Raw genomic sequence first — 21,353 nt, forward strand, 5'->3', positions numbered from 1 at the left:
CCGGTTTCAAAGTCATCGAATGGGACAAACGGTCCTACTCGTCGGCTGTCGGCGTTGGACCGCTCCGGTTCGGTATGACCGTCGACGAAGTGGTCGAGGTAACTGGGATCTTCGGCCGGACGAGGGCAGCATCACGAGAACCGAGCCGATCAAGAGCAGGGCCGGGGCCGAGCCAACGACTGGAAGCGCCGCAAGGGCCACACCCGCAGCAACGTGAAGCCGATGCCTGCGGCTCCGACGCGCCCGAAGGGACCTCACCGTACGTCAGGCGACCCGGTCGAACCTCCGGGCCTCCCACCGCGGACGCGCCGCCCCTCCCGGCAGCTCCCGGCCGAGCGTGCGGAGCGCCGCCTCCGGGACCCCGTACGAGAGGACCCGGTCGGCGTCCCTGGTGTGCTGGACCGCGCTGTCCAGGACGCCGGGGAACCGCGTCCGCGTGCAGGTGCGCCACTGGACGGCCGCGACCCAGCCCGTGGCCATGCCGATTCCGGCGTAGCCGCAGGCACGCCCGTCGGGCCAGGTCGGGTCGAGGGCGCGGCCGTGCTCGTCGGTGCACCAGGCGTGGCGGGAGACCGTGCCGTCGCCCTCGATCACGTACCCCTCGGTGTACGTCAGGTGGGGTGATCCGCGGCGATGCGCCAGGCGTTGGGGAACCCGGTGCCGCCGTTGCCGCGGCGGGGCATGCCGACCGGCCACGGGGACGGGGTGTGGAGGCACCCCTGGGTGAGGACCACGGCTTCGGCGGTGAGCGGGCCGCGCGAGGTCCTCACCTGCAGCGCGCCGACAAGGACCCGCTCGTGCAGGGAAGTTCCGCCGTTCTCGGTGGAGGACACGCTGGTCAGTCTTCTCAACGCCCGGGCGACTCGCGAGGAGGGCTACGCCATCCGGTGCGCCAAGGCGCACCCGGAGCGCCACGCCCCGGGTGCGCCTTGGCGCACCGGTCCGGGGAGCCCTACGCCGCCCCGAGGAACCCGGGGTCGGACAGCCCGAGCAGCCCCGAGGACTCGGCCGCGGACCTGAGGACTTCGTGCATCGGCTCCGCCCGCCGGGATGTGGCGGCCAGGTCCGCCCGTGCCTCCTGCGACCAGAGGAACGGGTACACCGCGATCCCCTGGGACAGGGCCAGTTCCTCCGCCTCCGCGCGCCCGGGCCAGCGCAGCCCGTCGTAGAACTCCTCCAGACGGCGCGAGAGGAGCCAGGACACCCACGCGGAGTGGCCCACCTCCAAGGCCTCCCACTGCAGGGTGTCGGGGGCGAAGTAGGTCATCTGCCCCGGTGCGCCCGGACGGACCGCGCCGGCGGGGTCATGCCCGGTGCGTCACCGCCGCCGCGATCTCGCGAACGCGCTCGCGCGTGATCCCGGTGCGCTGCTCGACGGCGAGCGGGTGGTCGGTGGGCTCCAGCTCGATGAAGGGGCGTTGCCCGACCGGGCGGGTGTGGACGCGGGTTTTGAGATTGACGGTGTCTGCCCCGTAGACGGGGAGCCCGGTGCAGAGCCAGCCGAAGTACGGCTCCTCCGCCTCGCGGCCGTCCGTCTCCCACAGGTCCAGGGCCCGGGCGAAGTTGGTTCCGCTGAGGGAGACCCACACACCCCAGGAGAAGACGTCCCCGCTGCCGATCACGGGTATCTCGATCAGCCCCTTGACGAAGAAGTGCTCGCCCCCGATGACGCATTGGTCGGATGACAGCATGCTGTGCGGGTCGGTCTCGAGGGCGGGATCCCAGGCGTCGGGGGCCATGGTCGAGTAGTTCAGAGGAAGTTCGGCGTGCTGGCCGCCGCAGCAGGTGCAGGTGAAACCGGGGTCGTCGGACATGGTGCGAGCCTAGAGGTTGCCTGCGACATCGCAGTTGTCCGCGTCGGCGGTGGGCGGACAGGAGACCGGGCGCTCGTTCGTACTGCCTTGGGCACCGTGGCGGCGTGCGGCCCTGTCCGGCAGGGTCGCAGCGGAACGGGGGAGATAGCAGTGGAGATGGGATGGCGACACCATCCGCGACTGGTTCACGGTCCTGTTGGCGACCACCGAGGACCCGGCGCAGGAGCGCCGGTTGGCCACCGTGCTACTCCACGCCATCAAGCGACGCCACACATCCTGTCACGGCCACGCGGCCTGACAAAGTGCTCAACATCCGCGCTGCACAGTCGAGGTAAATGACTCTGTGCATTAGTTCCCCCCTCCGGAACCTGGACATCACCACAGGTGGGAAACCTGAAAATTTGGGAGCCTGCCGGGAAACAAGCCCCCATCGCCCCGCATTCTGTGCTCCATGACACGCGGGTCGTGTCAGGCTCCGGGCTGATCATCTGGAATGCTGTTCCCCGTCCGCCGTCCACGGCTTTGAGCGGCGGGCATCCGCAGTACCGGGCAGTCCGCCCGGGAAGCCCACGGAGAGAACGGAACATCATGAAGCCATCCGTGCTTGTCGTGTCCACAGACCCCCAGGGGTCCGCCGTCGTCTGGGCCGAGCGGGTGGGAGACAACCTGCCCTTCGACTTCATGGCGGCACACGACCACGCCGAGCAGCTGATCCACCTGAAGAAGACCGGCGCGAAGATCCACGTCATCGCCAACCAGAAGGGCGGCGTGGGCAAGACCACCACCACGGTCAACCTCGCGGCGTGCACCTTCGACGTCCTCGGTGAGAAGGACGAGTACCAGCACATCTTCATCGACACGCCGGGCACCCTGGCCGACGAGGAGATCCTGCGCCGAGCCCTGGAGATCGCGGACGACGTCCTGGTCCCGATGATCACCGAGCCGCTCTGCTTCGACCCGACGGCCCGGACCATCCAGAAGGTCATCGAGCCGATGGACATCCCCTTCCGGATCGTCGTCAACAACTGGGACCCCCGGGACGGTCGCGCCGACCTGGAGGACACCGAGGCGTACATCACGGCGAAGGGCTGGCCCCGCGCCAAGACCGTCCTGCGCCGGTACAAAATCCACTCGCGTGCGGTGGCCGAGGGAACGGTCGTCACCCAGTACAAGGAGAGCGGTACCGCCTACCGGGCCCGCGAGGACTTCTTCCGCCTGTCCCTCGAGCTCGGTTACGGGGGCCGCTGATGGCAGGCCGTCGCGTTTCCTTCGCCTCGATGGCCGGCGACCCGGTCGTCGACGCCCCCGGCGTGGACAGTGCCAACAACAGTGCCCCGGTGGCCAAGTGGATCCCCACCGTCAGCTGCCTGCCCAACCCGCGCAACCCCCGCGACGAGCTGGGCGACCTCTCCGACCTGGCGAGCATCAAGGACCGCCAGCTGCAGAGCTGCCTCGCCGTCACCCCGGCCGCCTACCTGCGGCTGTGGCCGGAGGACCGGCAGACGCTGGGCGCGGGCCCGCAGGACGTCATCGTCGTCAACGGCAACCGCCGACGGGCGGCCGCGGAGCTGTACGGGCGCGAGCAGCTGCTCGTCGTCGTGGACGACGCGGTGGCGGAGTCCAAGGCGACCCTGCTGCGGGCCGCGCTCGACGAGAACATGGCGCGCAAGGACTTCGACCCGATCGAGGAGGCCAACGCGGTCCTGCTCATCGTGGCGCAGTACCCGACCGCCAAGGAGGCGGCCGAGGCGGAGGGCTGGTCCCAGAGCTGGATCTCGCACCGCAAGAACCTGCTGAAGCTCCACCCCGAGCTGCAGCGCCAGGTGCGGGCCAAGGCGCGCGGCGAGGAGGGCATCTCCATCAACGTCGCCCGCCGGCTCGGTTCGGTCAAGGGCATCGAGGCGATGTCCCTGGCCGGTCAGACGGCGGAACTGGAGCAGCTGCTCCAGGCCGACGCCGACGCGGTGGCCGCCAGGCGCGCAGCGAAGCTGGAGGCCAAGGCCGCCGCCAAGGCACCGGCTGAGGCTCCCGCACCGCAGCCCGCTGCCGCGCCCGCGGTTCAGCCGGCTGCGGAGGTGGCGCCGGCAGCCGTGGAGATGCCGGTTCCCGTCGCTCCCCGGCCGGAGCCCACTCTCCGCAACTCGGTCGCGAGCGCTGAGCCTGTTCAGAGCACCGACCGATTTTCCGCGGAAAATTCCGAGCCTCTCCCGATGCCGGAGCAGCGGGCCGTGGCCCCGTCGGACGAGCAGCCGTCGGCCGTCCTGCGGCCGGAACTCGGCGACGTCGACTGGCACAACGTCGAGGAACTGGCAGATGCCATCTGCCGCACCCTCTCGGCCGACGAGGCCTACCGCCTCGCCGACGCCCTGGCCAACCGGTTGCTGACGACGGGCGGCTGACGCGTCCCTGGTGTTCCCGCCCCGCTCAGAGCGGGGCGGGAACACCAGGGAGTATTGCGGAAGGCCAGTCGCTCAGGTGCCCCGGCACCCGGTTCCTCTCGCGCACGCTGACGAGCCCGCCATCGGGCCCGAACCCGCCGTCCGCGACCTCCGTCCGGATGCGACGGTGCGGCCGGTTCTCGCGCCTGGTCGACACCACCGGTCCGGCCGGGGTCGGGCAGGAGCCCGGAGACGGTCACCGCGGCAGTGCGACGATGCCGGTGAGCACGGCGACGGCTGCGGCGTGGGTGCGGCTGCCGCGCCACGAGAGTGCGCGGACGACCCGCCGTTCGATCGCGCGGGCCGTGGGCAGGGTCAGCCCGATGCCGTTGGCACCGGCTTCGCTCGACGTACCGGTGCAGATGAGGACGGTCACGGCCCGACCCGTCCGGTCCAGCTCGGGCACGTGCTCGGGCAGTTCGCGCCGCAGCGGCCCGGTGTCGATCAGCTCGGCCGCGATCAGGCGCGCGACCAGGTGGGCGTCGTCGACGGTAGCGGCGCGTCGGCGGAGGTCGGCCAGACGGGTCCGGACCAGGTACTCCCCGGTGTGGACCCGGACGCCGATCTCGGGGATGCTCAGCCCCCGGGCGGCCAACTCGGCGATCCGGCGTTCCAGCGCGTTCAACTCGGGCCGGGGAGCACGCCGTTGCTCCGTCCTCAGCGCGATGCTCGTGGCCGTCAGGACCCTGCGGAACCCGGCTGCCGCCGCCACGGGCGCCTGGTCGGCGGTGCAGACGGCCAGCACGTCCTCGGCCGGTACTCCGAGGCGGTGGGCGGCTTCCACGTAGGCGGCGGTGCCGTCGTACGCGCTCTGGCGCACGGCGCACGACCAGGCCGCTCCCAGACCGACCGTCTCGACGGCACGTCCCGGATCGACCGCGGCCGCCGGGAGGACCAGTGCGCACGGGGCGCCGAGGGCCAGCGCCTGGTGCACCAGCCGTACGGCGGCCGGTGTCGCACCGCGGGGCGCGGTTCCGGCCAGAACCTGCTTCAGCGAGGGCACGTCCGGGAGGCAGTCCAGCGCGCCGAGGTGCACGGCCAGACCGCGCGCGGATCGCAGCACCGCGACGGCGTGCTCCAGCGGGGCGGAGCGGTGGTCGGGCTCCGCCGGCGCGGCGACGGGGCCGGATGCACCGCCGCCTCCCGTCGTCCGGTGGTGCCCGGTGCGGCCCTGACCCGAATCAGCCGCCATGGGTGTGGTGAGGTCGGCCAGGGTGTCCCGGGCCGGATCGATCAGCTGGTGCTCCAGCGCCTGGCGGACGGCGACGACGCGCTTGCGCGTGCGGAAGGCGTCCAGCACGGCGTCCTCGTAGAGCTCCGCCGCGCGTTCCCGGACCTCGAGTGCGCGGACGACGTCGGGGCGGTTCCCGCCCGCCGCCCAGATCCGGAGGATCAACGTCTGTTCGTCGGTAAGGGGCGGCGGAGCGCTCACCGGGGCGGAACGGGTGAGCAGGCCGGACTGCCATGCCCGGGCGAAGGCCTGGACCCGGTTCGCCGTCCCCAAGCGGTCGTACGCCTGGTGCAGGTGGCTCTTGACGGTGTCGACCGTCAGGTTCAGTGCCGCGCCGATCGCCGCGTTCGTCAGCCCGAGACCGACCCTGTCCATCAGCGCGACGTGCCGCTCCGGCAGCGGCCTGCCGGTGGCGTTCACCGCGTGCACGTCGCTCACCGGCTCCCAGCCCGCGCCCGGTGCGGCGGCGTGGAACGCGACTTCGCACCGACCCTGGCCACCGGGGCGTGGACGGCCACGCCGACCTTGGCCTCCCCGCTTCCGGTGGCACGGTTGGTCGCCTCGTACAGGGCACCGCGGGCCACCTGCTGCAGGAGGACGACGTCGGCGTCGGACAGGTCGGGTTTGCCGGGAAGGGACACGGGCATGGCGGATCTCCAGGAGGAGCGGGGCGGAAGGGGGCTGCCGGGTCGGCGGCTACGTCTGGTCCAGCACGGCCAGCAGCGAGGGCCCGATCTGCCGGGCCAGGTGCGGACCGATGGTCAGGATCAGGTCGCCCCGCTGGACGAGGGAGGCGACGAGGGCGTCGGCGCCCGCTTGGTGCAGGCCGGGCTCGTGCCGGATCACCGTGTCGGTGGAACCGGCGTTGAGGATGGCTTCGCCGCCGTCGGCCCGGTTCCGGTGCCGGGGGAACGTCGAGTGGACGGGCAGCAGCACGGTCCGGTCGGCGGCGCTCAGGGCGTCGGCGATCGGACCGGCGAGGGCGTTCGACCGCAGGTGCCCGGAGGGCTCGTACACGGCCACCACCGCGCCTTCGGTGAGCATCCGGGCGCCCTGGAGGTCGGCGGCGATCTCCCCCGGGTGTACGGCCCTGGACTCCACGACGTCGATGCCGCCGGCCGAGCCGAGCCGGGTCAGCGACCGTTCGACGCCCGCGAACGCGCCGAGCCCGTCGGTGAGTTCGGTGCCGGGAACACCGAGGGCCCAGCCCGCGGCCCACGCGGCTGCCACGGCCATGGCGTTGTTCGTTCCGGCGACCGGCACGGTGAACGTGTGACGCTCGCCGTCGGCCTGGACGGTGACGCGGTGGTCCTCTCCGGTCCAGAACGTCCGGAGGACCTGCACGTCCGTGTCGGTGCCGCGGCCGACGGCCACCACCCTGGGACCCGGGCGGTGCCTGCGCAGCCGGTCCGCCAGTTCCTGGCAGCCCGGCTGGGCGGCCCACACCACCACCGTCTCGCTCCGCCGGGCGAGGGCCTCCATCCGGTCCAGCGCCTCCGGCTGGTTCCACCAGCACGGCGGTGCCGCGTCCGCGGCGGTGATCAGTGTGACGGTCGGACGCAGCCCTTCACCGAGGGTGCGGAAGCGCCAACCGGGCGGCGACGTCTCATGACCGGAGCTGTCCGGACAGAGGTCCGCGACCAGGACCTCCCCGTCGCCGTCGTGGCCGACGGAGTCCCCTTTCGGGGCCTCGGCGAGGATCCACCCGGGGTCACGGCGGGCGAGCGCGCAGGTGAGCGCGGCAGCCGCCATGGTGGTCGAATGGCTGCCCGCGACGGCGACCGTGACCGGAGCCGTCCCGGCCAGCAGCTCGACGGCCCGGTCATGGCCCAGTATGGGAAGGCCCCGGCCGACGGCGTGGTCGAGGATGTCCTGGATCGCGGTGTTGTCCCCGCCCCAGATCAGCGGGATCCCCCCGGGGGTGGTCGCCTGCAGACGGACACTGCACCGTTCGAGCTTTCGGCGCAGGTCGGGGCGGGCATCGAGGGGCGCCGACGAGACCGTCACCCGAGCGTGGCGCCGGGCCAGGTAGGAGGCCAGGCCGGCCATGCCGGGGCTGTGGGGGTCGGGAATGTGGACGGCGGACAGGAGTCCGGGCAGCGGCAGGGGCCGCAGGGGCCTCCCGGCGCCCTTCACGGGCATGGCCGCGGTCATGCCGCGGCCGCCCGGCGGTCCGCTTCGCCGCGGTCCGCACCCGGGGGGACCCCGAGGGCGAGTCCCCCGGAGCTGACGTGGACGGCGGCCAGGACGCCGGCGGTGTCGACCGGGGTGCCGGCGATGGTGCTGGGAACACTCGGGTTCATGGCAGGTCTCCGCAGATGAGCGGGTGAGTTCGAGCCGACCGATGCGGTATCCGAACCGGCGGGGACTCAGGATGCCTCCGAGGAAGGGGACGTGATCAGAGCCGAGCTGGACGTCCTGGGACGTCCTCGGTATCGTCCTGAGGCCTCAGCACGTCCCAAGACGTCCCTCATCGGGAGCACCATGGCGAACGAACGCCTCCGGTCGGCGCTGGTCGTCCGAGGGGTGACCGAGCAGGAGCTGGCGGAGCACTGCGGTGTCGACGCCAAGACGGTGGAACGCTGGATCCTCAGGAACCGGGAACCGTACCGGCGGCACCGCCAGGCGGCCGCGGCCAAGCTGCAGATCGACGAGGACTACCTCTGGCCGGACGCGAAGTCCGAAACCCGGCGGCTGGACGAGGCCGACGCCGAGATCGTCCACGTCTACCCCCATCGCTCCTCCGTGCCACCGGAGTCGTGGGTGCAGTTCGCCGAGCGGGCCGCGAGCGACATCGGAATCCTGGTCCACGCCGGCGTCCACCTGGCCCAGAACCCGCGGTGGCACCGGGCGCTCACCGAACGGGCACGGGCGGGGGTGCGAGTTCGGCTGCTGCTCGGTGACCCGGAGAGCCCGGAGATCGCACGGCGGGGCGAGGAGGAGGAGATCGGCGAAGGCGTCGCGTACAAGGTGCGCGAGGTCATCAAGCTCTACCGTCCGCTCCACGGCACACCCGGCATCGAGTTCCGGGTACACCGGTCCACGCTGCACAACTCCCTGTACTGGTTCGACGACGAGATGCTGGTCAACACCCAGATCTACGGCGTGAGCGCACCGCTCACCCCGGTGCTCCACCTGCGCCGCGTCCATGGCGCCCGGCTGGTCTCGACCTACCAGGAGAGCTTCGAGAAGGTCTGGTCCGGTGCCGTACCGCTTCCGCTACCGAGGCAGGCACCATGAGCCGTACCGACTACTTCGACGACCCGAATGCCCCGCGGGCGCAGCGGATCGTGCCCGCCGTCACCGCGTTCGTGGTGAACGGGCGCGGCGAACTCCTGCTGGAGCGGCGCTCCGACAACGGCCGCTGGGGCATGCCGGGCGGGGTCCTGGAGATCGGTGAGGACCTTCCGGGGGCCGTCGTGCGGGAGGTGCGGGAGGAGACCGGCATCGAGGTCGAAGTCACCGGCCTCGTCGGCACGTACAGCGATCCCGGCCACGTGATCGAGTTCTCCGACGGGGAGGTGCGCCAGGAGTTCTCCCTGTGCTTCCGCGCGAGGCCGGTGGGCGGCCGGCTCGCCGCCAGTTCCGAGTCCTTCGAGGTCCGCTGGGTGCCGCGGGAGGACCTGGACGGGCTCGACATCGCCCCGACGACCAGGCTCCGCCTCGACCACGGCTTCCGGAACGGGGAGACCCCGCACCTCGGTTGAGCGCTCAGGCGCCGTCGGAGCCGGCCAGCCGCTTCGCGACCCGGTCGGCCATGCCGAGCAGCGCGGGGCGGGCGGCGGAGACGGCGCGGTGGACGACGTGGCCGGCGCCGTACCGGCGGAGCACCTCGTCGAGCCGGGACACCGGGTCGACCACGGCGCCGTCGGGGCCGCTGGTGAGGTCGCAGTACGTGATCGCGTCCAGCAGGTCCGACGGCGGCCGGCGGAACTCCGCGAGCGCGGCCGACAAGCCGAGCTCGGCCGCCTCCCACTCCGACGAGGAGTGGTAGGCGACCAGCGAACAGACCTCGTCATCGACGCCGATCCGACGCAGGTACCGGGCGCCGTCGATCATGTGCTGGCCGGTGTCGACCGCACACGTCGCGTACCCGACGTCGTGAAGCATCGCGGCGACGCGCACCAGCTCCCCGTCGGCACCGAGGACCGGGGCGAGGAGCCGAGCCTGCTCCAGGACCCGACAGGAGTGCGCCCAGCGCAGGGGGATGCCCGCGAGCAGCGACTCGGCGGTCCGGTACGCGAGGGGCAGCTTCATCGCTCAAGGCTAGATGAATGAGTCCGATGTCCTCAGTGGTCATACGCGATGAGTGATCGCTTGATCGGGGCGTCGATGGTCCAGTTGTGCCAGATGGCGGTGGCGAGGGCGAGCAGGCGCTGACCGGTGCGGGCGAAGACGCCCGCTTCGGTTCGAGCGCCGTGCTGTTCCAGACTGAGTTGGCCCTTGAGGGTGTCGATGACGGCCTCGATCCACTGGCGGACCCGGGCGAGTCTGCCGAAGCGGGCAGGCTCGCCCCGGCGGTCGGGCCGCACGAGGTGCGCGCCCAGCTCGTCGGTGACGAAGGCCTCGAACGCGGCTCCGGCGAAGCCCTTGTCGCCGAGAATGACCTGTCCGCGGCGCACGAGGTCCCGGTCCCGGCCGAGCATCGCCTGGACCACTTCCCGCTCGCCGAGCTTCGGGTTGGCCAGGCACCAGGTGACCGGCATACCCTCGGCGGTTGTCAGCAGGTAGAGCCGAAGCCCCCAGAAGAACCGGGAGTGGCTCGCGCAGTAGCCGTATCCCGCTGTTCCGGCCAGGGCCGAGCGCTTGACGGTCTCCCTCGACGCGGCGCACGGCACGGGTGTGGAGTCGATCAGCCGCAGATCGTCGTGCCAGGTCGGTACCTGTCGTGCCAGTGCCCCGATGACCTGCGAGATCAGCGGGCCGGCGGTGTTCAGGCGCTTGTTGTAGCCGGATTGCCCGGGCAGGTACGGGAACAGGTGTCGCAGCCTGCTGCCGGCGAAGCGGTGCCAGTGCCGCGCGGACGGGAAGCCGAGCAGCACCTGCGCCACGGCCAGGCACAGCAGTTCCGCATCCGACAGTCGCGGGGGTCGCCCGATCCGGTGACGAGGAGCCACATGATCGTCGATGAACACGTACAGTGCCGTCAGAAGGGTGTCCAGGTTCGTCTTCACAAACCAACCAACGGGCACCCTTCGTCATGGTCGCGGCCAGATCGGCGATCGGACTCATTCATCTAGGCGACGACGCATGCCGGTCAGGGACCGATGGTGCGAAGAGGCCGACGACGGAGGGGCCGGCCTTCCTCCACGGCCCCGAGGGCCTGTTCGCCCCCGCCATCCCCAGCCGGACTGCGGACGAACTCCGCGATGGCCAGGGCCACGATGACGCCGAGGAGGCCGTGCGATGAGTGTGGTGGACACCGCCCCGCGCGACTCGTTGAAGGCGCTTCGCCTCTCCGGCGTGCTGGAGACCCTCGACACCCGCCCGGCCCAGGCCCACGGGCGGCGAGTTCGGGCACCCGGACTTTCTCCAGGTCCTCTGCGAGGACGAGATCACCCGCCGCGAGACCGTTGCCTTCCAACGGTGTTCCTCCGCACGCGTGTCCTGTCGGCTGTGTAAGCACTTCCCGAGCTTGCTTTCTGCGGCGATCATGGTCGACATGAACAGCCGGTTTGAGCAGGACAGAACCTCCGATAGCAACGTCCCCCGGCCGCAGTGGACGGAAGAGGTCGCTCTTCAGACCGTGGACTCCGATGGACTGGTTGGGTCTGTGACCATCTACGTCGGCCAGCCCTCCACCGCCCTGATCGCGCTCCTTGACGGCGAGTCGCTCACCCAGATCAATGGGACCGACTACCTCGACTGTCTCACCCAGGCTCGACGACAGCTGGAACGAGACGGCCGCCTGCTCTGCTGCCAGGGAGCCCGTCCCGACGTTCACCCGTCAGGACAGTTGCGCCAGTTCACCAATGGGCGGCAGGCGTACGTCAGCTTCCCGGACGCTCGGGGCGAGGCCCCTGAGACCGTCGACATCTTCGCCCCGGCAGCACCCGAAGACGCCGTAACTCTCGACGACCAGCGAGCAGCCATCATCCGCGCCTGGAATGCACAGCACCCGAGAAATCGGATCTGACCCATCAACCAGTCACTCATCGTGAATTCCCGCAGAAGAGCTTCCGCGGTTTGGTGACGGCAAGTCACCATGATGGAGTGAATGCGATGGCAGTGTTCTGATCGGTCTGGTCCTGCCGACAGCGGGTGTGGGAGACTCGGCCGGTCGCTTCAACAGGCGCCGCCGGGGCGCCCGAGGTCCCGTTGCGGGCCGAACCAGCAGGAGTAAGAGGCGGTGCAGGCGGTAGCCGCACGCGTGACGCGCGATCGGCGTCCTGAGTAGGCCCCGCTGGATCCCGGCCCCTGGGTGCGTCTCGCTCCGTGCGGTCCCGACAGCAGCACGCGTTTGCGTAGGTCCAGTCCCGCAGCCGACGCCAGGCCGTCACCCCGGAGCAGCCCACGGTCTCGGCCGGAACATCGCGCCAGGCCACACCGGTCCGCAGCCACGTACACGATGCCCGCGAGGGCCGCCCGGTCCGGAACACGCAGCCGACCCGGGTAGGGGCGGCGGCGTCCGGGAGCGGGCGGCAGGAGTGGAGCGACCCGCTCCCACAGGTCATCCGGAACAAGATCAGCGTTCACCTGGACACCCTGCCTACCAAGATCGCCGCGCGCAAAGGCCGTGGCTCAGCTCATTCTGAAACGATCACGATCAGTAAGGCAGGCCTGTGACGGGCGCTCCTGAACGACCTGGGGCTGTTCGTGAGTCGATCCGTCCACAGGGTGTAGCACCTTTGCCCCGGGGCGGTGGAGGTGCCACACCAGGTCATGTCTATTCGTCCTCGTCGTCGTCCTCGGACTCGGCGGTCCACCACAGGTCGATCCGATAGGTCTCCAGGACCTTCTGGTGGGCTGCCCAGACCGCGTCGGTGTCAGCCTGTGAATGCTGTTGCGTCGTGCGGAGTTCGGCGTGGAGGCTCGTCTCCTGCGCGGCGGCCTCGTGTCGGCCCTTCCACGACACCCGGCCTTCGTAGATTCCTGGGCGGGGTAGTTGGAAGTGACCGGCGATGTCCGGGGCGAAGGCGCGGATGACCACTTCGCCCGTGGCGCTGTCGAGTACTGCCGGGCGTTCCCCCTCGGCGAGCCAGCTACTGTCGGCCGGCGCGGGGCCGTCCCAGACCCGTACCAGGACCTCGGCAGGCGCGATGCCCTGGAGGCTGCGGAGATAGATCTGGGTGCCGGTACCCGCCACCACCGTGTCCCGAGTTTGCCTGGCGGCTTCCGAGTCGGTGAGGTAGGAGTCGGAGTCGTACACCTCGATGAGACCGTGGTCGGGCCTGGCTTCGGCGCGGAACTCGAAAAGGATCGGCACTGGTGTCCTCCGGCCTGGGTGAGTACGGCTTACGGGACGATCGTGACGTAGAACGGGTCGCTGTCCAAGATCCGGTTCACGGTGAAGACATCCTTGATCAAGTTGTCCCGTCTCCGTTGTCCTTTCCGTCTATCAGGCGGGCGGAGTAGCGGTTCACGGGCTTGCCTGCGCTGTCTTTCTGGTTCGCGCCTTCGTACGTGGACGAGAACGGGTACTCGTCACACTGCAGCGCCGAGTTCGCGTAGTCACCCCGGATGCCGCGGCACGTGGTTATCGCGACCTTGCGGTTCTCCTCCTGCTTGTCGCGGTCGACGAGGCCGCCGCCGAACGGGAAGCGATCCTGCGCCAGCACTACAACCGGCTGTGCGAGCTCGAGGAGGCCCACCGCCGCCGCCCGGTCGAGGACACCCCGGCCACCGACGCTGCTGAGCACGCCCGCCAGCAGTGGGAACGGCACCAGGCCGCGCCCGCTGCCGCCCGCGCCAACCGGGCCGGAGCCACCCTGCTGCACCCGACTCGCCCAGCTCTACCGCAGGCCGGAGCAGTATGAGCCGCAACCGTTTTCCCCGGGAGCCATTCCAACGGACATGGGGTCGATCGCTGGTTGGTGCGGCCGCCTCCGCGCAGGCGGAGCACACCGGACCCGGTCGTCGGCCATCGTCACCCACTGCGGGTCACCTCCGCGCAGGCGGAGCGGACTTATCGCCGGGCCGGTACTGCCCCTCGGCGATCGGGTCAGCTCCGCGCGGGCGGAGCGGACGTGCCGTAGGTGTTCCAGGTCTCGACGGTGTCCGGGTCACCTCCGCGCGGGCGGAGCGGACAAGACGATCGCTACCACGGCCCACCCCAGGCCCGGGTCACCTCCGCGCGGGCGGAGCGGACCGGTCCAGGGCCTCCCCAAAGGCGTCCGTCAGCGGGTCACCTCCGCGCGGGCGGAGCGGACAGCATTATCTGCACCACCCGGGAGTAGTCGAGCGGGTCACCTCCGCGCAGGCGGGGCCGACGCGGCCGGTGGGTCCGCGACGGTCGGCACCGGGGGGCACCCCCGCGCAGGTAGGGCCGACACGTTGAAGCTCACCTTGCCCGACAGAAGCGGGGGCCACCCCCCGCGCAGGCGGGGCCGACCCCCTACCCACGTAGCAGCAGGGAGCGTTGTCATGGGCCACCCCCGCGCGGGCGGGGCCGACGCCGGGTAGGCGCCCGTGCAGTACAGAATCCTGGGGTCACCCCCAAGAGCGCGGGGCCGATGGGCCGAACTGCACACTGGTCGGCCTGGCCGTGGGGTCACCGCACGGGCGGAGCGCACGGGTACGTCGGCAGTGGTGGCGCTCACAGTGCCGGGTCACCTCCGCGCCGGCAGAGCGGGCGTCGGTGATTGCCGCGCAATCACCCTGGGGCGCGAGACCTCCGCGCGGGCAGAGCGGACCTGGTTATCGGGCTGGTACGGGGCTGGCACCCCGGTCCACCTCCGCGCGGGCGGAGCGCACCCGCACACCGTGAAGACGCACCTGATGCGGATCGGGTCACCTCCGCGCGGGCGGAGCGCACGTTCGGTAGGCCTCGGTGGTGGCTCGCACTTCCGGGTCACCTCCGCGCTGGCGGAGCGGACTTGTTGGCCAGGACGTCCATCTGCTCGGCGAGCGGGTCACCTCCGCGCTGGCGGAGCGGACGCGGCGGCGGTACGGGCGGCCAGTTCGGAGCGCGAGCCACCTCCGCGCGGGGCGGGGCCGACGCGGCCGCCGTCCACGCCGTCCTGCCGGTCGGCGGGCCACCTCCGCGCTGGCGGAGCGGACCGGCGCTCCCGGATCGGCGCGGACTCGACCAGGTCGGCATGGCCCACCGCAGCACCCGGGTCACCTCCGCATGTGCGGAGGTGACGAGGCGGGCGGCGATCTGGGGCCAGGACAGGCCGGGTCACCTCCGCGCAGGCGGAGCGCACCCCATGAGCTCGACCTCAGCCTGGAACGGGGCCGGGTCACCTCCACGCAGGCGGAGCGGACGGCACCCACCGAGGCGAGGGCCTGGGCGACGGCGGGTCACCTCCGCGCAGGCGGAGCACACCCTTCCCGAGCTGCGGCGCAGCAGCGCCTTTGCTGTTTCTTAACCGTGGCGGGGGTCTGGTCGGTGGTGCTGTTCTGGTGTCAAGGAGCGTTCTCATCGTGGCACGTGCTGCGGACAGTGGCGGCGGATCCACTCTCCTGGCTGGGGTCTGTGTGGTCGGGGAGGTCGGTGGTCTGGTTCCCGCGGTCCCCGAGGCCTCCGCGCCGGGCGGAGCGCTCCGATGTGAGGCACCGCCGGGGGCTGCCGGGGCTGGGTCGCCTCCGCGCGGGCGGAGCGGACACGGCGGCGATGGCGGCGGCGTGGGTGAACTCCGGGTCACCTCCGCACAGGCGGGGCCGACCTTCCGCAGGTCAGAGCTGTTGTTTAGGCGCTTGGGCCACCCCCGCGCAGGCGGGGCCGACCGGATCCTCCAGGGCCACGAGCAGCTCACCGTCGGGTCACCCCCGCGCAGGCGGGGCCGATGCGGCACCCAGGCGCAGGCCGTCGGTGCAGCGCGGGCCACCCCCGCACAGGCGGGGCCGATCAGGTGATGCTCGCGCCGAGGTTGAAGGCCCAGGGGCCACCCCCGCGCGGGCGGGGCCGACACGTGCCCGGCCCGGTCCACGAACGCGCCGAGGGGGCCACCCCCGCGCAAGCGGGGCCGACTACCCAGGTCCGTGGACCATGGTGGAGCTCCTGGGGCTACCCCCGCGCAGGCGGGGCCGACGGGCCCGGAGCGGTCCTGCTCCTCGGGACGTTCGGGCTACCCCCGCGCAGGCGGGGCCGACGACCACCTGCCCGGCCGCACCTCCGATGAGCCCGGGCTACCCCCGCGCAGGCGGGGCCGACGCCTGCCCGTACGACTCCAGCATCTCCAGCGCGGGGCTACCCCCGCGCAGGCGGGGCCGACGTGAAGGTGGCGAAGCAGACGCCGACCTCCAAGGGGCTACCCCCGCGCAGGCGGGGCCGACAGCAGGTAGTCGGTCACTACCGAGAGATGATCGAGGGCTACCCCCGCGCAGGCGGGGCCGACGGCTGCCCCGGCATGCCGTACTTGCTCGCCTGGGGGCTACCCCCGCGCAGGCGGGGCCGACCATTTCACCTCCTCGGCGCGCGGGTGATAATCAGGGCTACCCCCGCGCAGGCGGGGCCGACGTCTTCGCCTCCGGCGTCGCCCCGGTCATGACGGGGCTACCCCCGCGCAGGCGGGGCCGACACTTCCTGACCTGCAGTCTTCCACAGCAGAGTGCCCGAATTTATTCAGTTCGATTCCCGCGAGCTCGCCGACATCTCCGCGCGGGCGGAGCGGACTTCAGGTCGAGCTCGCCGCGATGATCTGAGAATGGGTCACCTCCGCACGAGCGGATCGGACCAGCGAGGCCGCTGCCTGACGGGCCATCGGCTCGGGTCACCTCCGCGCGGGCGGGGCCGACAGCATCCGCTCAAGGCCGGCCTTGACGACCGGGGGGGCTACCCCCGCGCGGGCGGCGCCGACGGGATGGCGCTCACCGTCGTGCGCGTCGTTGACGGGTCACCCCCGCGTGGGCGGAGCGCACCTGTACCTAGAGTGCGCCCAGGTCCGGACCTGCGGGCCACCTCCGCGCGGGCGGGGTGGACACCAGCACGGTGGAGTCGATCGAGCGGGCGTTCCGGGCCACCTTCGCACGGGCGGAGCGGCCGGCCAGCCCGTCCTCGCGCACGTCGTCACCCACGGGCCACCTCCGCGCGGGCGGAGCAGACAACCCCGGGGAGCCCAGCCTCGCGGAAAACCTCGGGTCACCTCCGCGCGGGCGGAGCGGACGTGGGTGGCCATCGTCATCGGTAGCAGCTCGTCGGGTCACCTCCGCGCGGGCGGAGCGGACGCCGCCGGGGCGCCGTTCTGACTTACCGCCACCGGGTCACCTCCGCGCGGGCGGAGCGGACTGGTGTCCGTGTCCATGTGCTCTCTCCCTCTACGGGTCGCCTCCGCGCGGGCGGAGCGGACGCCGCCCAGGGTCAGAGCTGGGCGGCTCTTCGCGGGTCACCTCCGCGCGGGCGGAGCGGACGCCGCCGGGGCGCCGTTCTGACTTACCGCCACCGGGTCACCTCCGCGCGGGCGGAGCGGACGGACAAGATCATCGAGGCGGCCTTCGCCAAGGGGGGTCACCTCCGCGCGGGCGGAGCGGACCCCGGCCGCGTCGGGGACTGGCCCACCCACGAGGGGTCACCTCCGCGCGGGCGGAGCGGACCCCGGCCGCGTCGGGGACTGGCCCACCCACGAGGGGTCACCTCCGCGCGGGCGGAGCGGACCGGCCCGCCACCGCCTGCCCGAACTGCAACGACGGGTCACCTCCGCGCGGGCGGAGCGGACTTCCCGAGACCGCCGGAAGAACCGGCGCCGCCCGGGTCACCTCCGCGCGGGCGGAGCGGACACAGAGTCGGACCTGCTGCCGCACCCCGCCACCGGGTCACCTCCGCGCGGGCGGAGCGGACTTGCGGACAACCTGCCGGAGGCTGCGGACGCCCGGGTCACCTCCGCGCGGGCGGAGCGGACAACCGCGCCACCGCGGCCGGCATGGCCGGGAGCGGGTCACCTCCGCGCGGGCGGAGCGGACTGGTGCCGCGAGGCGTTGTACTCCGTGTCGGGCGGGTCACCTCCGCGCGGGCGGAGCGGACCGTCACCGACCCGACGGCACGACCAGACACCTCGGGTCACCTCCGCGCGGGCGGAGCGGACCGGCGGCCGTCCGTCCACGCGATGCTGCGGCCCGGGTCACCTCCGCGCGGGCGGAGCGGACCTGCGCGTCTCCGCCCTCACGGCGGGCACCAACGGGTCACCTCCGCGCGGGCGGAGCGGACTCAGGTTTCTGTGGTTATCGCCGGGAAGCGAACGGGTCACCTCCGCGCGGGCGGAGCGGACACGACTCCGGCATGCGCTTGACGGCCAACGACCGGGTCACCTCCGCGCGGGCGGAGCGGACCGTCCGCAGGTTCCGGTCCCGGATGACGTCGACGGGTCACCTCCGCGCGGGCGGAGCGGACCCTTCCCGACCTGCGCCACAGCAACGCCTTTGCCATTTCTTGACCGTGCTGAGGGGTCTGGTCGGTGGTGCTGTTGTGGTGTCAAGGAGCGTCCTCATCGTGGCACGTACTGCGGACAGTGGCGGCGGATCCGCTCTCCCGGCTGGGGCATGTGCGGTCGGAGAGGCCGGTGTCCTGGTTCTCGCGGTCTCCGAAGCCTCCGCACGAGCGGAGCGGACCGTCGGCGCCAGCTCCGCGTACCCGGCCAGCGCGGGTCACCTCCGCGCAGGCGGAGCGGACGCCCAGTCGGTGAACACGCTGACGTTGTCGACCAGGTCACCTCCGCGCAGGCGGAGCGGACTACTACTCCTGGAGCTCCGTCAGCGTTGGGAGCGTGCCACCCCCGCGCTGGCGGAGCGGACGTACAGCGCGCCGTACTGTCCGATCCGGACCTCGGGTCACCTCTGCGTGGGCAGAGCGGACCGGAGCCGGGCGGCACCGGCGGCGTAGCCCAGCGGGTCACCTCCGCGCAGGCGGAGCGCACTGGGCGTGCGGCAGGCGGTCGTCGGCGAGCATCGGGTCACCTCCGCGCAGGCGGAGCGGACTCGATCCGTCGGCGCCGGACACTCAGGCCGACCGGGTCACCTCCGCGCAGGCGGAGCGGACGCCCGCGACTACGACATCCCTCCGGGCGTGCCCGGGTCACCTCCGCGCTGGCGGAGCAGACGCCACCGGCCGGTCCAGGTACACGGGGACGCTCGGGTCACCTCCGCGCCGGCGGGGCGGACATCGCCTTCGTCGCGGTCAGGCCGAGCGCGTGCGGGTCATCTCTGCGTTGGCGGAGCGGCCCCCGAAGGGCACTGGAAGCGAGGAAGGGGTGCGGGCCATCTCCGCGCGGGCGGAGCAGACCGCGGCCGCCTGCCGCTGACCGGCCGCCAGGTCGGGTCACCTCCGCACAGATGGAGCGCACCTGGCCATCCGCACCCGCGGCGGCGCCGGGCCACCTCCGCGCGGACGGAGTGGACATCGTCACCGCGGTCCTCACCGGCACCGCCCGCAGGTCACCTCCGCGCGGGCGGAGCGGACCACCCGACCCGCGAGGCCGCCAGCAACGTCGTCGGGTCACCTCTGCGCTGGCGGAGCGCACTGGTGCGGGGAGAGCTTCCAGCGCTTGGTCCCCGGCGGCCACCTCTGCGCAGGCGGAGCGGACGCGAGTGGTCTCCCACTCGGCTGCGATCTCCGCGGGTCACCTCCGCGCTGGCGGAGCGGACCAGCGGATCGCCGCAGACCTGCGGGACGACATCGGGTCACCTCCGCGCAGGCGGAGCGGACCCGCAGGTACCGGCCTGGTGGGCGGCGACGGCCGGGGCACCTCCGCGCAGGCGGAGCGGACGGCCAGCGACGCTGGAAGGGCCTGGTCACCACCGGGTCACCTCCGCGCAGGCGGAGCGGACATCGCCGCGGACCCCGTCGCCGCCGCCAGCCGCGGGTCACCTCCGCGCAGGCGGAGCGGACGGTCAGGGCGCAGGTCACCGGTGACCCGAGCGAGGGTCACCTCCGCGCAGGCGGAGCGGACTCGGCGATCTGGCGGGCGGCGCGGTCGGCGGCCGGGTCACCTCCGCGCAGGCGGAGCGGACTGTCTATCAGGGAAGTTGAGATGTCAAGGAAGCGGGTCACCTCCGCGCAGGCGGAGCGGACCCGGCGGTGATGGCCGCCAGGCGCTCGAAGGTCGGGTCACCTCCGCGCAGGCGGAGCGGACGACGCCAAGCCGTTCCAGCTATCCACCAGCTACGGGTCACCTCCGCGCAGGCGGAGCGGACCTGGCGAAGCGGCTGCCACCGCGGCGGTCGGCCGGGTCACCTCCGCGCAGGCGGAGCGGACGTACCGAGGGTTGTGTTGCGTCCTCTAATTGGCGGGTCACCTCCGCGCAGGCGGAGCGGACGGCGCCACGGCCGCCCTCGCCACGCTCGCGATCGGGTCACCTCCGCGCAGGCGGAGCGGACGTCCTGCCAGGCAACCAGCATGGCCGCCATGGCGGGTCACCTCCGCGCAGGCGGAGCGGACGCCGCGCAGGGCGAGGACCTGCTGCCGCAGCGCGGGTCACCTCCGCGCAGGCGGAGCGGACTTGGCCATGACGGCGGCGGCCGAGCTGGCGGGCGGGTCACCTCCGCGCAGGCGGAGCGGACCACGACGCCGACGGCCTGAGACAGGACGCCGCCGGGTCACCTCCGCGCAGGCGGAGCGGACCCTTCCCGACCTGCGGCGCAGCGGCGCCTTTGCCGTTTCTTGACCGTGATGGGGGATCTGGTCGGTGGTGCTGTTGTGGTGTCAAGGAGCGTTCTCATCGTGGCACGTGCTGCGGACAGTGGTGGCGGACCCGCCCTCCCGGCTGGGTCTGTGCGGTCGGGGAGGCCGGTGTCCTGGTTCCCGCGGTTCCCGAAGCCTCCGCACAGGCGGAGCGGACACGTGGTCGGGCGTGTCGGTGCGGGTCGACGGCGGGTCACCTCCGCGTGGGCGGAGCGGATGGCCTGTTCATCCTCCTGACCGCCTGCCGGATCGGGCCACCTCCGCACGGGCGGAGCGCACTGACCTCCGTGCTCAAGGGCGGGCCGCTGCGCCGGGTCACCTCCGCGCTGGCGGAGCGGACACGGGCGAGCGGGACGGGTCACCTCCGCGCTTGCAGAGCGGTCGTCGGTGATTGCCGCGCAATCACCCTGGGGCGCGAGACTCCGCACAGGCGGGGCCGATACGCCAAGCCCGTGACGCTCCGACCCGATCAGCGGGCCACCCCCGCGCAGGCGGGGCCGATGCCGACACCGAGTGCCCGCGGACCTGGGGCCACCCCCGCGCGGGCGGGGCCGATCCGCGGAGCGTCCGCACCCTCTTGCCGATCAGCGGGTCACCCCCGCGCAGGCGGGGCCGATGGCTGAACCTTCCGACCGCGCACACCGACTCCTGGGCCACCCCCGCACAGGCGGGGCCGACGAGCGCTTCGAGGACGAGAAGGCCGCCGAGTCCGGGTCACCCCCGCACAGGCGGGGCCGACCCACCCCTGCCTCGATGGTCACCGCTGTACCGGGGGTCACCCCCGCGCGGGCGGGGCCGACCTGCCCGGCAGCGCCAGTAGGAGTGCCGTCCGCACGCGTTCCACCAGCGGCGGATCGACTCCACGGCGAAGGCCGCGGTGTCGTGGTCGGTGCCGACGTTGACCCAGGCGGCGTCAGCGGCCAGGTCGTAGATCCCGTACGGGATGGCCTTGCCCAGGTCGGCGTCGGGGAAGTCGTGGGTGTGGACCGCGGTCGGCTCGCCGGCGAGGCGCCATTCGCGGCCGGCGTTCTTGTAGTTGCCGACCAGTTCCTTCTTCTTGGTGTCCACGCTGACCACCGGATCCCCGGCCGCCTGGT

General features: G+C 72.3%; 16 protein-coding genes, 3 pseudogenes and 4 CRISPR repeat arrays. Of the genes and pseudogenes, 5 read left to right on the top strand and 14 right to left on the bottom strand.

Annotated features, from left to right (window positions below):
* Positions 1–264: 264 nt before the first annotated feature.
* The 4 genes and pseudogenes from ACGF0D_RS39310 to ACGF0D_RS39325 form a co-directional block, all read right to left on the bottom strand.
* Positions 265–594: a hypothetical protein gene (locus ACGF0D_RS39310; RefSeq protein WP_392924868.1), complete on the bottom strand. Its 330-nt coding sequence runs from the start codon at positions 592–594 to the stop codon at positions 265–267.
* Between the two features lie 17 nt (positions 595–611).
* Positions 612–833, bottom strand: coding sequence for a hypothetical protein (locus tag ACGF0D_RS39315; protein WP_392924870.1), 222 nt, complete (start codon positions 831–833; stop codon positions 612–614).
* A gap of 119 nt (positions 834–952) precedes the next feature.
* A pseudogene (locus tag ACGF0D_RS39320) lies at positions 953–1,285 on the bottom strand (DUF2625 family protein); the annotation flags it as partial.
* Between the two features lie 19 nt (positions 1,286–1,304).
* A complete protein-coding gene (locus tag ACGF0D_RS39325) occupies positions 1,305–1,814 on the bottom strand; it encodes a DUF2199 domain-containing protein (RefSeq protein WP_392924871.1) in 510 nt (169 codons plus the stop codon).
* A 609-nt stretch (positions 1,815–2,423) separates the two neighbouring features.
* Here ACGF0D_RS39325 and ACGF0D_RS39330 point away from each other — a divergent pair.
* Together ACGF0D_RS39330 and ACGF0D_RS39335 are read left to right on the top strand one after the other, a co-directional pair.
* Entirely contained in the window at positions 2,424–3,062 is a 639-nt protein-coding gene (locus ACGF0D_RS39330; protein ID WP_359902473.1) for a ParA family protein, read from the top strand.
* Positions 3,062–4,213, top strand: coding sequence for a ParB/RepB/Spo0J family partition protein (locus ACGF0D_RS39335; protein WP_392924873.1), 1,152 nt, complete (start codon positions 3,062–3,064; stop codon positions 4,211–4,213). Before ACGF0D_RS39330 ends, ACGF0D_RS39335 begins: the two co-directional genes overlap by 1 nt.
* A gap of 235 nt (positions 4,214–4,448) precedes the next feature.
* Here the strand turns inward: ACGF0D_RS39335 and ACGF0D_RS39340 are convergent, their stop codons facing one another.
* From ACGF0D_RS39340 to ACGF0D_RS39355, 4 genes are read right to left on the bottom strand one after another with little or no spacing between them, the layout of a single operon-like run.
* Positions 4,449–5,921 (bottom strand): LuxR C-terminal-related transcriptional regulator, encoded by a 1,473-nt coding sequence (locus tag ACGF0D_RS39340; protein ID WP_392924875.1) that lies wholly within the window; start codon positions 5,919–5,921, stop codon positions 4,449–4,451.
* Entirely contained in the window at positions 5,918–6,130 is a 213-nt protein-coding gene (locus ACGF0D_RS39345) for a hypothetical protein (RefSeq protein WP_392924877.1), read from the bottom strand. The genes ACGF0D_RS39340 and ACGF0D_RS39345 overlap by 4 nt, the downstream gene beginning before the upstream one ends.
* A gap of 49 nt (positions 6,131–6,179) precedes the next feature.
* Positions 6,180–7,625, bottom strand: a complete 1,446-nt coding sequence (locus tag ACGF0D_RS39350; RefSeq protein ID WP_392924878.1) for a hypothetical protein — start codon at positions 7,623–7,625, stop codon at positions 6,180–6,182.
* 8 nt (positions 7,626–7,633) lie between these two features.
* Positions 7,634–7,786, bottom strand: coding sequence for a hypothetical protein (locus ACGF0D_RS39355; protein WP_392924880.1), 153 nt, complete (start codon positions 7,784–7,786; stop codon positions 7,634–7,636).
* A gap of 181 nt (positions 7,787–7,967) precedes the next feature.
* Here ACGF0D_RS39355 and ACGF0D_RS39360 point away from each other — a divergent pair, with 181 nt between their 5' ends.
* Positions 7,968–8,723: an XRE family transcriptional regulator gene (locus ACGF0D_RS39360; RefSeq protein ID WP_392924882.1), complete on the top strand. Its 756-nt coding sequence runs from the start codon at positions 7,968–7,970 to the stop codon at positions 8,721–8,723.
* Positions 8,720–9,190, top strand: coding sequence for an NUDIX hydrolase (locus ACGF0D_RS39365; RefSeq protein WP_392924883.1), 471 nt, complete (start codon positions 8,720–8,722; stop codon positions 9,188–9,190). The genes ACGF0D_RS39360 and ACGF0D_RS39365 overlap by 4 nt, the downstream gene beginning before the upstream one ends.
* A 4-nt stretch (positions 9,191–9,194) precedes the next feature.
* Here ACGF0D_RS39365 and ACGF0D_RS39370 read toward each other — a convergent pair whose 3' ends face one another.
* The gene (locus ACGF0D_RS39370) at positions 9,195–9,740 is read right to left on the bottom strand and encodes an HD domain-containing protein (RefSeq protein ID WP_392924885.1); all 546 of its coding nucleotides are present in this window, start codon (positions 9,738–9,740) and stop codon (positions 9,195–9,197) included.
* A gap of 32 nt (positions 9,741–9,772) precedes the next feature.
* Complete coding sequence (locus tag ACGF0D_RS39375) at positions 9,773–10,657, bottom strand: IS982 family transposase (RefSeq protein ID WP_392924886.1); 885 nt, start codon at positions 10,655–10,657, stop codon at positions 9,773–9,775.
* A gap of 599 nt (positions 10,658–11,256) precedes the next feature.
* Here ACGF0D_RS39375 and ACGF0D_RS39380 point away from each other — a divergent pair.
* Positions 11,257–11,619 (top strand): hypothetical protein, encoded by a 363-nt coding sequence (locus tag ACGF0D_RS39380; RefSeq protein ID WP_392924888.1) that lies wholly within the window; start codon positions 11,257–11,259, stop codon positions 11,617–11,619.
* Between the two features lie 325 nt (positions 11,620–11,944).
* Here the strand turns inward: ACGF0D_RS39380 and ACGF0D_RS39385 are convergent.
* The 4 genes and pseudogenes from ACGF0D_RS39385 to ACGF0D_RS39400 all read right to left on the bottom strand — a co-directional run.
* Positions 11,945–12,179 (bottom strand): annotated as a pseudogene (locus ACGF0D_RS39385) (transposase); the annotation flags it as partial.
* Positions 12,180–12,369: 190 nt separating this feature from the next.
* The gene (locus ACGF0D_RS39390; RefSeq protein WP_392924889.1) at positions 12,370–12,909 is read right to left on the bottom strand and encodes a hypothetical protein; all 540 of its coding nucleotides are present in this window, start codon (positions 12,907–12,909) and stop codon (positions 12,370–12,372) included.
* Between the two features lie 97 nt (positions 12,910–13,006).
* Positions 13,007–13,420, bottom strand: coding sequence for a hypothetical protein (locus ACGF0D_RS39395; protein WP_392924890.1), 414 nt, complete (start codon positions 13,418–13,420; stop codon positions 13,007–13,009).
* A gap of 99 nt (positions 13,421–13,519) precedes the next feature.
* A CRISPR array of direct repeats spans positions 13,520–14,157; the repeat unit is 29 nt; unit sequence CGGGTCACCTCCGCGCGGGCGGAGCGGAC.
* Positions 14,158–15,164: 1,007 nt separating this feature from the next.
* Positions 15,165–16,165: a CRISPR direct-repeat array (repeat unit 23 nt; unit sequence ACCCCCGCGCAGGCGGGGCCGAC).
* A gap of 66 nt (positions 16,166–16,231) precedes the next feature.
* Positions 16,232–17,970: direct repeats of the CRISPR family, unit length 28 nt; unit sequence GGGTCACCTCCGCGCGGGCGGAGCGGAC.
* 250 nt (positions 17,971–18,220) lie between these two features.
* Positions 18,221–20,193: direct repeats of the CRISPR family, unit length 26 nt; unit sequence CGGGTCACCTCCGCGCAGGCGGAGCG.
* An 879-nt stretch (positions 20,194–21,072) separates the two neighbouring features.
* A pseudogene (locus tag ACGF0D_RS39400) lies at positions 21,073–21,353 on the bottom strand (ISAzo13 family transposase); the annotation flags it as partial.

Source organism: Kitasatospora sp. NPDC048298 (genome assembly GCF_043201465.1).
In the GTDB taxonomy this organism is placed as follows: Bacteria; Actinomycetota; Actinomycetes; order Streptomycetales; family Streptomycetaceae; genus Kitasatospora.